Annotated in this window: 14 protein-coding genes; 7 read left to right on the top strand and 7 right to left on the bottom strand. The window is 69.6% G+C overall.

Translation table 11 applies throughout. The annotated features are described in order from the left end of the window. Positions 1–60 precede the first annotated feature (60 nt). The 3 genes from QZM15_RS14465 to QZM15_RS14455 all read left to right on the top strand — a co-directional run bounded on the left by QZM15_RS14465 (position 61) and on the right by QZM15_RS14455 (position 2367). On the top strand, positions 61–717 hold the full coding sequence (locus QZM15_RS14465) for a TerD family protein (RefSeq protein WP_060314191.1): 657 nt from the start codon (positions 61–63) through the stop codon (positions 715–717). 51 nt (positions 718–768) lie between these two features. Further along, positions 769–1626 (top strand): hypothetical protein, encoded by an 858-nt coding sequence (locus QZM15_RS14460; RefSeq protein ID WP_302106619.1) that lies wholly within the window; start codon positions 769–771, stop codon positions 1624–1626. Positions 1627–1746: 120 nt separating this feature from the next. Then, a complete protein-coding gene (locus QZM15_RS14455; protein ID WP_060314183.1) occupies positions 1747–2367 on the top strand; it encodes an HAD family hydrolase in 621 nt (206 codons plus the stop codon). A 44-nt stretch (positions 2368–2411) separates the two neighbouring features. Here the strand turns inward: QZM15_RS14455 and QZM15_RS14450 are convergent, their stop codons facing one another. Further along, positions 2412–3521 carry a fatty acid desaturase gene (locus QZM15_RS14450; protein ID WP_302106618.1) on the bottom strand — a complete coding sequence of 370 codons (1110 nt, stop codon included), beginning with the start codon at positions 3519–3521 and terminating at the stop codon, positions 2412–2414. A 225-nt stretch (positions 3522–3746) separates the two neighbouring features. On the opposite strand from QZM15_RS14450, the gene QZM15_RS14445 reads away from it, so the two are divergent. Continuing rightward, positions 3747–4784, top strand: coding sequence for an AraC family transcriptional regulator (locus QZM15_RS14445; RefSeq protein WP_059578285.1), 1038 nt, complete (start codon positions 3747–3749; stop codon positions 4782–4784). A gap of 76 nt (positions 4785–4860) precedes the next feature. Here the strand turns inward: QZM15_RS14445 and QZM15_RS14440 are convergent, their stop codons facing one another. The 3 genes from QZM15_RS14440 to QZM15_RS14430 all read right to left on the bottom strand — a co-directional run bounded on the left by QZM15_RS14440 (position 4861) and on the right by QZM15_RS14430 (position 7813). Then, the gene (locus QZM15_RS14440) at positions 4861–5910 is read right to left on the bottom strand and encodes a beta-propeller fold lactonase family protein (protein ID WP_302106617.1); all 1050 of its coding nucleotides are present in this window, start codon (positions 5908–5910) and stop codon (positions 4861–4863) included. After that, complete coding sequence (locus QZM15_RS14435) at positions 5897–7264, bottom strand: MFS transporter (protein ID WP_302106616.1); 1368 nt, start codon at positions 7262–7264, stop codon at positions 5897–5899. Before QZM15_RS14435 ends, QZM15_RS14440 begins: the two co-directional genes overlap by 14 nt. 339 nt (positions 7265–7603) lie before the next feature. Further along, positions 7604–7813, bottom strand: a complete 210-nt coding sequence (locus tag QZM15_RS14430; RefSeq protein ID WP_226224985.1) for a hypothetical protein — start codon at positions 7811–7813, stop codon at positions 7604–7606. A gap of 24 nt (positions 7814–7837) precedes the next feature. On the opposite strand from QZM15_RS14430, the gene QZM15_RS14425 reads away from it, so the two are divergent. Further along, positions 7838–8818 (top strand): acetyltransferase, encoded by a 981-nt coding sequence (locus QZM15_RS14425; protein WP_302106615.1) that lies wholly within the window; start codon positions 7838–7840, stop codon positions 8816–8818. Between the two features lie 342 nt (positions 8819–9160). Further along, positions 9161–10639, top strand: coding sequence for a deoxyribodipyrimidine photo-lyase (locus tag QZM15_RS14420; RefSeq protein ID WP_302106614.1), 1479 nt, complete (start codon positions 9161–9163; stop codon positions 10637–10639). A gap of 22 nt (positions 10640–10661) precedes the next feature. Here the strand turns inward: QZM15_RS14420 and QZM15_RS14415 are convergent, their stop codons facing one another. The 3 genes from QZM15_RS14415 to QZM15_RS14405 form a co-directional block, all read right to left on the bottom strand. Continuing rightward, positions 10662–10784: a hypothetical protein gene (locus QZM15_RS14415; protein ID WP_059578298.1), complete on the bottom strand. Its 123-nt coding sequence runs from the start codon at positions 10782–10784 to the stop codon at positions 10662–10664. Then, positions 10775–12001 (bottom strand): MFS transporter, encoded by a 1227-nt coding sequence (locus QZM15_RS14410; protein WP_302106613.1) that lies wholly within the window; start codon positions 11999–12001, stop codon positions 10775–10777. Before QZM15_RS14410 ends, QZM15_RS14415 begins: the two co-directional genes overlap by 10 nt. Positions 12002–12167: 166 nt before the next feature. After that, positions 12168–13109 (bottom strand): LysR substrate-binding domain-containing protein, encoded by a 942-nt coding sequence (locus QZM15_RS14405; RefSeq protein ID WP_302106612.1) that lies wholly within the window; start codon positions 13107–13109, stop codon positions 12168–12170. Between the two features lie 315 nt (positions 13110–13424). On the opposite strand from QZM15_RS14405, the gene QZM15_RS14400 reads away from it, so the two are divergent. Beyond that, positions 13425–14468, top strand: coding sequence for an alpha/beta fold hydrolase (locus tag QZM15_RS14400; RefSeq protein WP_059578305.1), 1044 nt, complete (start codon positions 13425–13427; stop codon positions 14466–14468). Positions 14469–14588 lie beyond the last annotated feature (120 nt).

The following is a 14588-nucleotide window of genomic DNA, read 5'->3' as shown; positions in this document are numbered from 1 at the left end:
CGCTCCATGCGGCCCGGCATCGCCGCCGGCGTAACGGCGGTTCCCGCAGAAGAGGTTCAGATGATCAATTTGTCGAAAGGCGGTCGCGTCAATCTGTCGAAGGAAGCGCCCGGCACGCAGAAATTCCGCATCGGTCTCGGTTGGGACGCGAACGCGACGGACACGGGCACGGATTTCGATCTCGACGTGTCGGTGTTCCTGTGCAAGTACGACGAGCAGAGCAATCCGAAGCTGATCTCGGATCAGCATTTCGTGTTCTACAACAGCGAAGTGCGCACGATGGAGCGCAAGGAAACCTTCATCCAGCCAGGCGACGATTTCCCGAAGCGCGGGATGCCTTCGTCGAAGTGCCTGGGCGTCGTGCATAGCGGCGACAACCGCACGGGCAGCGGCAGCGGCGACGACGAAGTGATCTTCATCGACATGACCAAGCTCGCGGCCGATGTCGAGGAAATCTCCGTGGTCGTGACGATCGACCAGGCCGAAGCGCGCCGCCAGAATTTCGGGCAGGTCCGCAACAGCTATATCCAGATTGCCGACGAGGTGTCGGGTACGGTGATCGCGAAGTATGCGCTCGAGGAAGACTTCTCGATGGAGACGTCGGTGCAGGTCGGCAGCTTCTATCGTCGCGACGGCCACTTCATGTTCAAGGCGGTCGGCGCGGGCTACAACCGCGGCCTCGGCGATTTCGTCCGCGCATACGGCGGCGCGGTCTGACTGGCGGCGGCCCGGCGCGCGGCACGCCGCCGCGCCGGGCAGGAAGCAGCAATGACAAATCCGTCCGACGAGCCGAAGCGGCTCGAGTTCGATACGACGCCCGAGCCTACGCCCGGGCGTCTTGCGTTCGACGCGCCGACGGCGGCCGGTGCGCCGGCGCCGCCCGCCCCGCGGGCGCTCGATCTCGGGCCGGCGCCCGCGTCCGATCGAGCCGTGCGTACGGCGCCGGCCGATGCGGTCGGCCGCGCGTTGTTCGGCGAATCGAACCATCCGCAGCTCGAAGCCTGTTTCCGCGCCGCACAGGCCAGCTTTCCGAATCTCTATCCCGACTACGCACCGCGCATCGAGCGGCATATCCGGCAACTGGTGCCGCTGAAGCTCGCGACGGTCGCGACGATCGGCGACGGTGCGCTGGAGACGGCCGGCAACCTCGTCGAAGCGGTCGCCGCGACGACGCGCGAATTCAACGAGCTCGGCGCGGCCGACATGATGGCCGGGATGCTCGCGCAGGCAACGCGCAAGGCCGGCATGTTCGAACGCTGGTTCGGCGGGGCGTCCAGCCATGTCGACTACCGCGCGGCGCTCGGCGCGCTGAAGCAGTCGCTCGGCTTTTTCCCGCGCCGGACCGAGGAACTCGCCGCGAAGGTTCGCCATGCGGAAGAGAACCTCGTGGTCGTGCTCGCGGCGCTGAGTGCGGTGTCGGACGTCGTGCGGGCGCCGGACGACGCGGGCGTCGAGCGCACGCTGTTCGATCGCCGCAACATCGTCGGGCAGGCTGTCCAGCAGATCCGGATGCAGCCGGCGCAACTGCGCGGGCTCGACGAGCGCGTGACCGATCTGCTGTCGCGCGCCGATCACCTGATGAACGTCGTGCTGCCGGCGGCGCTGGCCGCGCGGCCGCCGCGCTGAGGGAACGATGCGACCGCGCGCTTCGGTGCGCGTGGTCTCGTGTCGGGCGATACGGTTTCGCGCGGGTGGTCGCGACTCTGCTATCTTCCCGGCATCTCACCGCTTTCCCGCCGATTCCCCATGACCGACCGCATCGTCGCCGCCTTCGATTTCGACGGCACCATCACGACCACCGACAGCTTCCGCCATTTCGTCCGCCAGGCGGTCGGCACGCCGCGATTCGCGTGGGCCGGGCTGCGCGCGCTGCCGTGGATCTTCGCGATGAAGGCCGGGCTGCTGTCGCGCGGCGACGCGAAGGCGAAGTTCGCGTCGTTCGCGTTCGGGCCGATCCGCGAAGACGCGCTCGATGCACACGCGCGCACGTTCGTCGACAGTTATCTGCCGAGCCTCGTGCGTCCGGAAATGCTCGAACGCATTCGCGAACATCGCGCGCGCGGGCATGAAGTCGTGCTGGTCAGCGCGTCGCCGTCGCTGTATCTGGAGAAGTGGGCGAAGACGGTCGGCTTCGACGCGGTACTCTCGACGCGGCTCGCGTTCGAGCGCGGTGTCTTCGCCGGGCGGCTCGACGGCGAGAATTGCTGGGGGCCGCAGAAGGTCGTGCGGTTGCGCGGATGGTGGGGCAACCGGCCGCCGAAGCAGTTGTTCGCGTACGGCGACAGCCGCGGCGACAAGGAAATGGCCGAGCTCGCGAACTGGTCGTGGATTCGCGGGCAGGGGCCGATGCCGCCGATCGGCGATTGACCCCGGCGCTGACGCCGCGCGCCGCACACGTCACGCGTTACGCGTTACGCGTCGGCCTGCGCGTCGCGCGTGCCGCGAGACGGACGATAGGCGCCCCAGCGATTCGCGCGGGCGAACGTGCCGACATCGTTGAAGCGCACGCCGACTTCGCGCAGCGCCGCATGCGCGGTGCGCGCGGTCAGCTGCCGGATGTAGAACGGGTCGCGCACCACGAAGTGATGGATCGCGTGCGTGCCGCCGAAATTGAAGCAGAACAACTGAAACGGCAGCATCCACCACGGGTTCAGCACCTGCGTCTGCTGGATCACGTTGCGCGAATCGATGTCGCCGAAGTAATGCATGTTCGAGCTGACGAAGTTGATGCAGAAGCTGCGCAGGAAGTTCGGCCCGAGCCACACCACCGCGAGGAAATCGACGACGCTCATCACGCGTTCGACGACGGCCGGCACCGTCACCGCGTAGCCGAACCCATGCAGTGCGAACAGGCCGACGTGATAGACGATGAACGCGTGCCACAGCGTGTAGTACAGGTGACCGATCGGCATGTACGACGACAGCTGCTCGACGCGCAGTTGCAGGCGCCCGGACGGATCCTGCACCGGCTGCGCGGCCACGTACTGCTTCACCTTGCGACGCATCGCGGCCGGCCGCAGCACGACGGCGAGCATGCCGTCCGCGATCATCAGCGCGCGCTTCACGCCCCAGCGTTCCCCGTTGGTGATGCCGAATTCCTCGAGATCCGATTCGCCGCCCGATACCTTGTGGTGATGCAGGTGCATGCGCCGCCGCGTCCACGGGTTGATCGTGCCGGGCCGCGTGAGCCAGCACAGCGCCATCATCAGGTGATACGCCCACGGTGTCTTCTTGAAGTACATCAGGTGGATCAGGTCGTGCTCGAGCTCGTGGATCAACGACGTGACGAACGCGGCGAGCGGCAGCGCGACGTACCACGCGATCGCGCCGCGCGCATACAGCCACGCGATCGCGAGCATCGCGCCGACCGACACGACCATCACGGTCGCGCCGACGAGGTTCTGGTTGTCGAGCAGCGGAAACCGCGCGCGGATCGCGTCGCTCGCGGCGTTGACTTCGCGGCGGACGTACGCGACCTTGTCTGCGTCGTGGCGAAAGGCGGTTCGTGCGGGGTGGCTCATCGACCGGGATCCATGCGGAAGGAGTGGGGCGCAATGCCGATGTGACAAGCATAGGCGCGTGCCGGAGCGCGTGCGAGGGCCGCCGGTGCCAATCGTGGTGTCATTTCGGGCCACGTTGGCCGGCGGGCGCGCACCCGAGCGGATGTCGGCGCGCTAGAGTGCCGGCAAGGTGTCATGGAGGGCCAGCGACGCTACAATCCGCCGAAACCGCCCGGAGTGAGCCGCATGGTCCCGTCCGTTCCAGATGCCGCGCGCCAGTTGAACAAGGCGACGGTGTCGTCCGCGTATGCGCTGTTCATGCTGATGCTGGCCGAGGAGCGCGGCATCGACGGCGGCCGCATCCTCGCCGGCTCGGGCGTCGAGCGTGACCGGCTCGCGCAGCCCGATGCGCGCATCACGCCGCTGCAGCAGGCGGCGATCGTGTTCAACCTGCTCGACGCGACCGACGATCCGTCGATCGCGATCGAGATCGGCCTGCGCAGCAGCCTGACGAAAGCGGGGCTGATCGGCTTCGGGCTGATGAGCTGCGCGACGCTCGGCGAGGCGATCGCGCTCGGCATCCGTTACCTGCCGACGCGCGTGCCGTTCTTCTCGGTGCGGCTCGCGCGGCTCGACGGCATCGTCGACATTGACGTGCGCGAAGCGTTTCCGCTCGGCCGGCTGCGCCAGTTCGCGGTGGAAAACTTTCTGGTCGAGACCGCGATCCTGTTCAATTCGCTGCTGTATCCGACGCCGGGGCGCACGCTGCAGTCGCGTGCCGAACTGCATTTCGAATGGCCGGAGCCGCCGTGGTTCGAGCGCTATCGCGCGCGCCTGCCGCGCTGCCATTTCGACGCGAGCGCGAACCGCATCCGCTGCGACGCCGCGCTGCTCGACGAGCCGATCGGCACCGCGAACGCGCAGACCGCGCAGATGATCGTCCAGCAGTGCGAGGCCGAACTCGCGCGGCTCGGCTACGCGGAAAGCATCGTCGAGCGCGTGCGCAACCTGCTGATCTGCGGCGAGGGCGGCTATCCGTCGGTCGACGATATCGCGCGCGAGCTGCATGTGTCGGCGCGCACGCTCAAGCGCAAGCTGGCCGAATACGGCGCGACCTATTCGGCGCTGCTCGACGAGATCCGGCTGCGCGACGCGCTGCGGCTGCTCGAAGGCACGCGGCTGCCGGTCGACGAGATCGCGGCGCGTGTCGGCTATACCGACCGCGCCAATTTTACGCGCGCGTTCAAGCGCTGGACGGGCGTGGCGCCGAGCGAGCGGCGCTGAACGCGCCGAACGGCGCACCCGCATCGGCGGGCCGGTTCCCGCGCGGGCGCGGATGCTTCTTCAAGCCTTCAGACGTTCAAACGATCGCGATCCAGTTCGCGCCGCGGCCGCTCGGCACGCGCGCGTGCAGCGACAGCGTGCCGTCGTCCGGCGCGATCGCATACACCGCGACGTGTTCCGACTGTTCGCCGCAGGCGACCAGCCAGCGTCCCGACGGATCGATCGCGAAGCCGCGCGGCTGGGTCTCGGTGGGCGTCGCGTGGGTGGGCACGAATGTGCCATCTTCGTCGCGGCGATAGCCGAGCAACTGGCTCGACGTGCGCTCGCTGACGTACGCAAAACGTTCGTCGGGCGTCAGGTGCAGATCGGCGGCCCACACGGACGGCTCGGCGGGGGCGGGCGGGCGCGCATGGCCTTGCGCGAGTTCGGCGACGGCCGGATGGCGCGCGCTCACGTGCGAGTTGCCGAGCCGGCCGGTGTCGATGTCGCGCGCGAAGGTCGCAAGCGTCGCCTGGAATTCGCTGACGACGACCAGCGTGCGGCCGTCATCCGCGAACCGCAGGTGACGCGGGCCGAAGCCGGCGGGCACGCGCGTTTCGCCGTGTTCGACCGCGCGCAGGCCCGTGGCGTCTTCGACCAGCGCGAAACCGAACACGCGGTCCGAGCCGAGCGAGCTGACGTACGCGAAGCGGTTGTCCGGCGACACGATCACCGCATGCGCGTTCGCGATGCCGCCGGCGACCTGCAGCGGCGTGCCGTCGCCGTCGCGCACGCGCGCGGCGTCGTAGACGCTCAGCGAATTCCCGCCGTACGATGCGCCGAGCAGCCAGCGGCCGCTGCGATCGAGCGACAGGTACGCATGGCTCGCGTCGATCGCGGTCGTGCCGATGCGTGCGAGCGCGCCCGTGGCGGCGGCGACGCGGAACGCGACGATCGTCGGCTGCGCGCCGCGTGTCGCGACGTAGAGCCGCGCGCGGTCGGCCTGCACCGCGATCGGCATCGCGGCGTCGGCCGCCGGATAGCGGGCGAGCGGCGCGAGCGTGCCGTCGCCGGCGAGGGAGAACGTGGCGAGGTCGCCGTCGACGGCATTCGAGACGACGACGGTCAGGCGGTCAGTGTTCGGCATGGCGGAGCATCGGGGCGTGCGTGAAGGATTCGTCGGCCGGCCGGCCGCGCGGCGGATCGCTGCGCCGGTGCGTGCGCGCGAACAGCGCGGCGACCGCGGCGACGAGCGAAGCGATCGCGAGCGCATACAGCCCGCCCGTGATCGAACCCGTATGTTGCTTCAGATAGCCGAAGGCCGTCGGCGCGACGAAGCCGCCGAGGTTGCCGACCGAGTTGATCAGCGCGATCACGGCCGCGGCCACGCGCGTGTCGAGATAGCCCTGCGGGATCGGCCAGAACAGCGACGCTGCCGCCTTGAAGCCGAGCGCGGCGAAGCAGACCGACGCGAACGACCACACCGGATTCGGCGACGTCGACGCGAACAGCCCGCACGCGGCGAGCACGAGCGCGAACGCGAGCCAGCGCTGCGGATGCTTCCACTTCGACGACAGCACCGCGAAGCCGTACATCGCGCCGATCGCGATCATCCACGGAATCGTGTTGTACAGGCCGACCTGGAAATCGGTGAGGCCGCCCATCTTGCGGATGATGGTGGGTAGCCAGAACGTGGCCGCGTAGATCGTCAACTGGATCGAGAAGTACAGGAAGCAGAACAGCACGATCTGCGGATCGCGCAGCAGCGCGGTGGCGCGCACCGGCACGTTCGAGCGGACGTCGCGCGTCGCGCGCTCGTCGTCCAGCGCGTTCTGGAGGGCGGTGCGTTCGTCGGCCGTGAGCCACGTCGCGTCGCGGATGTGCGATTTCAGCAGCAGCCAGCTCGCGCCGCACAGCGCAACCGAGAACAGCCCTTCGATCAGGAACATCCATTGCCAGCCCGCGAGGCCGAAGCCGCGGATCGACAGCAGGGCGCCGGTGACGGGCCCGGACAGCACCGACGCGAACGCGGAGCCGCCGAGGAAGATCGCCATCGCCTTGCCGCGCTCCTGCGGCGGCAGCCATTGCGACAGGTACAGCACGACGCCGGGGAAGAAGCCGGCCTCGGCCGCGCCGAGCAGGAAGCGCAGCGCGTAGAACGACGTGTCGTTCCACACGAACGCCATCGCGGCCGCGACGATGCCCCAGGTCGCCATGATCCGCGCGAGCCAGACGCGGGCGCCGTAGCGCTGCATCAGCAGATTCGACGGCACTTCGAACAGCGCATAGCCGACGAAGAACAGGCCGGCGCCGAGCCCGTACGCGGCCGCGCCGATGCCGATCGACGCTTCGAGGTGGCGATCGACGAAGCCGACGTTCACGCGGTCGACGTAGTTCGCGATGAACATGATCAGCACGAGCGGCAGCACGTGCCACTTCACTTTCGAGACGGCGGACGCGAGCGGATCGCGGCCGGGCAGGGCGGACGAGGGCGGGTTCAAGGGTGTCTCCGGTCGGGTGTCGGCGGGCGGAGCGGCAGCCCGCAGCGGCATCTGGGTGGCGGTTATGTAGTATGTCGTCGTATGACATGGTACGCCGGAGTGTCCTCGAAGAGGTCGCGGGTTTACCCGGGAATTTATCAAAAATTACCGAAATCTCGAGATGGAAAGCGCCTGTCTTCACATCTGATGACGTATGACATAAGGCAACATTGCACCGATCGCTGCTTCAAGGTCGGGCCGGACTGGGCGCGAGGCTCGCGGTCGAGGCGGTGCGTGAGCGCACGGCGTGTGGCCGGCGCCGGCGGAGAAAACCGGCCTCGACGGGGCGACGTTCGATATTCACGCGCTCCGTACGGTGTGCCCATACAGGAAGTCGTGCCGCCGATGAAGCGGCAGCGGCGCGATCGCGACGATCGACACGCAGGCGACCCGCAAGCCGTTTGTCGAGAGCGCGACTACGCTGTATCGAAAGGCGCGCTCGCGGTTGCGGCAAAATATCTGGCGCCGGAACTCGGCGTGCTCGCCACGCGAGAACGGACGCGATTTCATGCCTTGACGATGGAGCAACGGATCATGCAGGACAACCAGTACGCGCGGCACGTGTTCGCGTTCAACGGCGACGCGGACGGCCTGTGCGCGCTTCAGCAGTTGCGGCTCGCCGAACGCGTGCACGGCACGCTCGTGACCGGCGTGAAGCGCGACATCACGCTGCTCGAGCGGATCGACGCGCGCGCGGGCGACCTTGTCACCGTGCTCGACGTGTCGCACGACCAGAACCGCGATGCCTGCGCGCGGCTGCTGCGGGCAGGCGCGACGGTCCGCTATTTCGACCATCACTTCGCGGGCGAACTGCCCGACGATCCGCGCTTTCACGCGCATATCGACACGGCGGCCGACGTCTGCACGAGCGCGATCGTGAACCGCTATCTCGGCGGCCGGCACGTGCGCTGGGCCATCGTCGCCGCTTATGGCGACGAACTGCCGGCGCTCGGCGATTCGCTCGCGCGCGAGCATGGGGTCGACGAAGCCGAGCGCTGCACCCTCGCCGAGCTGGGGCGCTACCTGAATTACAACGCATACGGCGAATGCGTCGGCGATCTGCATTTCGATCCGGCGGCGCTCGCGGATGCGATGTTGCCGTGGGCCGATCCAGTCGATTTCGTGCGCGAGACGGCCGTGTTCGCCGCGCTGCGCGACGGCTATCGCGACGACATGGCGCTCGCGTGCGCGCTCGCGCCGCTGCGTGAGGTGCCGGGCGCGACGCTGGTCCGGATGCCCGATCATCCGTGGGCGCGGCGCGCGACCGGCATGCTCGCGAACGAACGGATGCGCAATGCGCCGCATACGGCGCTCGCGGTGCTGTCGCCGCGCGCGGGCGGCGGGCTCGTCGTCAGCGTACGCGTGCCCGACGGCCGGCCGATCGGTGCGGACGAGTTCTGCCGCGGCTTCGCGACCGGCGGCGGGCGCAAGTGCGCAGGCGGCATCAACCATCTGCCGGAAGCCGAGTTCGACGCATTCGCCGAGCGCTTCGAGGCCGCGTTCCGGCTCGACTGATCCAACATCGATGCGCCGTGCGCCGGGCGGGCCATCGCGCGGCACGTGCATCGCGAAGCGGACCAGCCGGCCGCACAGGTGGCCACGGCCGGCTTTCCTGCGTTCGTCGATGCGCGGGGCAATGCGTCAGCGATGCGCCGAGCGTACGAACCGGTCGACGGACGACAGCCTCGCAAACATCACGTGCGTGCGGCCGGCACCGCAACCTTCATCGGGTCGGCGCCGCGTGTGCGGCCGCGCACGGCGTCGCCGTGATGCGCCGGCCGTAACGGCCGGCGTCGACACCGCGCAGCGCAGCCGCGACAATACGCATCTCCTTTCCCTTTCGTCATCGAGATGCCCGTGTCCGCCCAGTCGTCCGTTGCCCCAGCGATCGTATGGTTCCGCGACGATCTGCGCGTGACAGATCAGCCCGCACTGACGCGCGCGGTCGAATCGGGCCGGCCGCTCGTCTGCGTCTTCGTCGACGGCACGGACACGGGCGCCGGGCCCGCGCTCGGCGGCGCGGCGCGCTGGTGGCTGCACGGGTCGCTGGCCGGGCTCGACGCGGCGCTCGCGCGGCATGGCGGGCGCCTGCTGCTGTTGCGCGGCGACGCGCGGCGCGAGATCGAGCGCCTCGTTCGCGACACGGGCGCCGCGGCCGTGTACTGGAACCGCCGCTATCCGCAGCCACAGCGCGACGCCGATGCGGCGTTGAAGGCGTCGCTCAAGGCGCAGGGCGTGACGGTCGAAAGCAGCAACGGCAGCCTGCTGAACGAGCCCTGGGAGGTGCTGACGGGCAGCGGCGGCCCGTACCAGGTATTCACCGCTTACTGGCGCGCGGCGCGCCGCGATCGCACGGTGGCCGCGCCGCTGCCGGCGCCCGAGCGGATCGCGTTCCATCCGTGGCCGAAGGCCGTGCGCGAGCGCGCGCTGTCGCTCGATGCGCTCGCATTGCGTCCGCATGCGCCGGACTGGGCCGGCGGCCTGCGCGAGGCGTGGCCGGCGCCCGACGAAGCCGGCGCGCACGCGCAGCTCGACACGTTTCTCACGACCTCGCTCGCCGGCTATGCGGACGCGCGCGATCGACCCGACCGCCCCGCGACGAGCCGGCTGTCGCCGTTCCTGCGCTTCGGCAACGTATCGCCGCGACAGGTGTGGCATGCGGTGCAGGGCGCCGCGAACGCAGGCGGCGCGGCGTATGCGATGCACGCCGACAAATTCCTGAGCGAGCTCGGCTGGCGCGAATTCAGCTACATGCTGCTGTATCACTTCCCGGCGCTCGCGACCGACAACTTCCGTGCGCAATTCGATGCGATGCCGTGGCGCGACGATCCCGCCGCGTTGCGTGCGTGGCAGCGGGGCCGGACCGGCTATCCGCTCGTCGACGCGGGCCTGCGCCAGCTGTGGACGACCGGCTGGATGCACAACCGCGTTCGAATGGTCGTCGCGTCGTTCCTGATCAAGCATCTGCTGATCGACTGGCGCGCGGGTGAAGCGTGGTTCCGGGACACGCTGGTCGACGCCGATCCCGCGAACAACGCGGCGAGCTGGCAATGGGTGGCCGGCTGCGGCGCGGACGCCGCGCCGTATTTCCGCATCTTCAATCCGGTCGCGCAGGGCCGGAAGTTCGACCCGGACGGCGCGTACGTACGGCGCTGGGTGCCCGAGCTCGCCGGCCTCGACAACACGTCGATCCATGCGCCGTGGGAAGCGTCGCCGCTGGAACTCGACGCGGCCGGCGTGCGGCTCGGGCTCGACTATCCGGCGCCGCTCGTCGAGCATGCGGCCGCGCGCGCCCGTGCGCTCGATGCGCTGGCCGCGTTGCCGAAGCGCCACTGACGAGGCGCCGAGGTTTGCCGCATCAATTGCAGAACGCGACGTGCTCGAGCAGCGCGTACGCGACGCCCGAATCGAGGTAGGCCGCGCCGCACCACGCGACGAACGCGAGCATGCCGGCGGCCAGCGCCGCGCGAATCATGCCCATGCCGCAGTGCCCGATGCCGGGCGTGCGACGCGCGCGTCGTCGATCGGCAAGTGCAGTAGCGCCGCGAGCACGCCGAGCGCGATCGAGCCGATCCACAGCGGCAGGTACGAGTGCGTCGCGTCGTACACGAGCGCGCCGAGCCATACACCGAAGAAACTGCCGAGCTGGTGCCCGAAGAACACGAAGCCGAACAGCGTCGCGATGTAGCGCACGCCGAACACCTGCGAGATCACGCCGTTCGTCAGCGGCACCGTGCCGAGCCATGTGAAACCCATCACGGCCGCGAACACGTAGACACTGGCGGGCGACAGCGGTGCGGCGACGAACGCGGCCATCGCGAGCGCGCGCACGAGGTACAGCACCGACAGTACGTACTTGCGCCGCAGCAGCCCGCCGAGATGGCCGCACGCGTAGGTGCCGGCCACATTCGTCAGCGCGATCAGCGCGAGCGCGACGCTCGCGTGGCGCGCCGGCAGCCCGTGGTCGAGCAGGTACGCGGGCAGGTGCGTCGCGATGAACGCGAGCTGGAAACCGCACGCGAAGAAGCCCGCATTCAGCAGCCAGAAGCCGCGATGCGCGAACGCCTCGCGCACGGCTTCGCCGATCGACTGGTCGGAGCCGGCGGCGGCCGCCTGCGCGGGCCGGTCGCGCAGCAACACGGCGAGCGGCGCGAGCAGCGCGGCGACGAGCGCCAGCGCGATGAACGCGTGCCGCCAGCCGATGCCGCCGATCAGCTCCTGCGCGACGGGCACCATGCAGAACTGGCCGAGGCCGCCGACCGCGCCGGCGACACCGAGCGCCCAGCCGCGCCGGTCGGGCGGGAACAGCCGGCTCAGCGCGCCGTAGATCGACGCGAACGCCGAGCCCGACAGCGCGACGCCGATCACGAGCCCGGCGCCGACCGTGAACAGGCCGGTCGTGGCCGCATGCGCCATCGTGACGAGCCCGGCCGCGTACAGCAGCATGCCGGCGACGATCACGCGCACCGAGCCGAAGCGGTCGGCCACCATCCCGGTGAACGGCTGCGCGACGCCCCAGATCAGGTTCTGCAACGCCAGCGCGAGCCCGAACGCCTCGCGCGACCAGCCGTGGTCGAGCGACACGGGCGCGAGGAACAGGCCCTGCACGTGGCGGATGCCGAGCGCGGCGCCCATGATCAGGCCGCCTGCCAGCACGGGCAGCCAGCGGCGCCGGACTTCCTGCTCGATCGGGGTCATGCGTGTCTCCGGATGAAGGCGCGCGGCGAAACGGCCGCGCTCGATCCGATTAGACGAGCGCGGCTGCCGTCGCTCAAGCGATCATTCGGTCAGGTTGGCATGCGTGGCGCGAATGTGAAGGGGGCGGCGTGAGCCTGCGGTCATGCGCAGCCGCCCAGCTGCGGGTTCAGGTCGAGGCCGTATCGTGCGCGTGCATCGCCGCATCGCATTCGGCTGCTTCGGCGAGCATCCAGTCGCGCACGTCGACGACTTCGCGGCGCGGGGCCGGATCGTGCTGAAACAGCCAGTAGCCGTACGTTGGCGGCGGCGTCCGCGTGTGCGGCCCGAGCGCCGCCAGCCGGCCGTCGGCGAGCATCGGCGCGACGAGCGCGAGCCGCCCGAGCGCGATGCCCTGGCCCGCGATCGCGGCCTGGATCACCTGATCGTACTGGTTGAAGCGCAGCACGCCTTTCGGGCGCGCGTCGCCGAGCCCGGCCGCGTGCAGATGCGCGTGCCATTGCAACTGCGGTTGCGGCGGCCCGTCGAATTCGAGCAGCACGTGATCGGCGATCGCGGCCGCGCTCGTGACCGGCCGCGCGGCGAGCGCGGGATGCGCGACCGGCACGACGATCTCGTCGAACAGCCGCAGCGCGCCGGCTGGTGCGCGCTCGCGCGGGCAGTAGCGGATGCCGAGGTCGATGCCCTCGGCGCGCAAATCGAGTACCTTGTCGTTCGCGGCGACGCGCAGGTCGATCCCGGGCAGGCGCGCCTGCAGCCGCCCGAGCCGCGGCAGCAGCCACAGCGCGGTGACGCCGATGCTGGCCGTGATCGTCACCGGGCGGCGCTCGCGCCCGGCGGCGAGCGACGCGACGGTGTCCTGCAGGCCGTGCAGCGCCGCATCGGCGACGCGGAACAGTCGCTCGCCTTCCGGCGTGAACGCGATCTTCCGGTAGCCGCGCTGCAGCAACGCAACGCCGAGATGCGCTTCGAGCGCATGGATCTGACGGCTGACCGCCGACTGCGTGACGCACAGGTCCTGCGCGGCGAGCGTGATGCTCATGCGGCGGCCGACGGCGACGAAACCGCGGACGAGATCGAGCGACGGGAGACGGACGAGTGGCGTTGACATGCGTGTGACTCATGCGAACGGAGCGGCAAGATTGGTTGAGAACGCGGCGCGCGTCAAGTTCAATGGAGGCGGGCGCGGAAGGCGGGGGTGGGTTGGGGTTGAAGCGCTCGCTCCGGTCGACCGCCGTGGGGTTGGAGTAAGCGCTGAAGCACTTACTCCAACTAGCCGCGCCATGGGACCAGAGTAGGCGCTAAAGCGCTAACTGGGGTCGACCGCCGTGGGGTTGGAGTAAGCGCTGAAGCGCTAACTCCAACCAGCCACGCCATGGGACCAGAGTAGGCGCTAAAGCGCCAACTCTGGTCGACAGGAGACACAATGACGATTTCGAACGAGAACAGCGGCGCGCCACAGGCCAATCGCACGGCCGACGCGTTGCCACCCGAACCCGTGACGCTGCGCGCAGCCGACGGCTACGAACTGCGCGCCCACGTCTGGCGCCATCGCGGCGGCGGCGGCGCCGTGCGGCCCGTGACGGTCGTCAATTGCGCGACGTCGGTGCGCTGCGACTACTACTTTCGTTTCGCGGCCTGGCTGTTCGCGCAAGGGCGCGACGTGCTCGTCTACGACTATCGCGGCATCGGCGGGTCGCGCCCGGCGCGGCTCGCCAAGCTGCACGCGAACTGGCTCGACTGGGGGCGGCTCGATTGCGAAGCCGCGCTGCACTACGCGCGCGACGCGTTTCCGGGGCAGCCGCTCGACGTGGTCGCGCACAGCATCGGCGGCTGCGTGCTCGGCCTCGCGGCATCGAACGTGCACGCGCGGCATGTGGTCACCGTCGGCGCGCAGTATGCGTACTGGCGCGATTACCTGCCGGCCGAGCGACGCCGGATGTGGTGGAAGTGGCATGTCGCGATGCCCGCGCTCGCGGCCGTGTTCGGCTACGTGCCCGCGAAGCGTCTCGGCTGGATGGAGGACACGCCGCGCGGCGTCGCACTGTCGTGGGCGCGCTCGCAGCCGCGTTTCGAGGATGGCTACATCGGCAGCGTGCTCGACGACAGCGCCACGAGTCGCACCGCGTTGCCGGCGCGCTTCGCGGGGCTGTCGGCGCCGATGCTCGCGATCGGTATCGACGACGACGCGTTCGGCACGGTCGACGCGATCGAGCGGCTGGCCGGCTATTACACGGGCAGCAACGTCACGCATCTGCGGATCGCGCCGGCCGACATCGGCGTCGACGCGATCGGCCATTTCGCGTTTTTCCACAGCCGTTTCACCGACACGCTGTGGCCCGTCGCGCTGTACTGGCTGCAACACGGCGTGCTGCCGGCCGATGCGCCGGGCGTCGTGCACGCGCTGCACCCGGCGTCGCGCGGGCGGCTGACGGGGAGCGGCTTGCCCGGCATCGCCGCGAACGGGTGACCGCGCATCCGCGCACGCATCGCGCAGCCCCGTTCAATGCCCGATCGTGTCGCAGCGGCCGCAGGCCGGCGCGATCGATTAACATCGGACCTTTCGTTTTACCGCACCGACTGCCGCGCG

The sequence above is a fragment of the Burkholderia sp. AU44665 genome (assembly GCF_030504405.1).
Taxonomy (GTDB): domain Bacteria; phylum Pseudomonadota; class Gammaproteobacteria; order Burkholderiales; family Burkholderiaceae; genus Burkholderia; species Burkholderia semiarida.
Note: the sequence above shows the minus strand (reverse complement) of the source record. Positions and strands in the feature narration are given on the sequence as shown.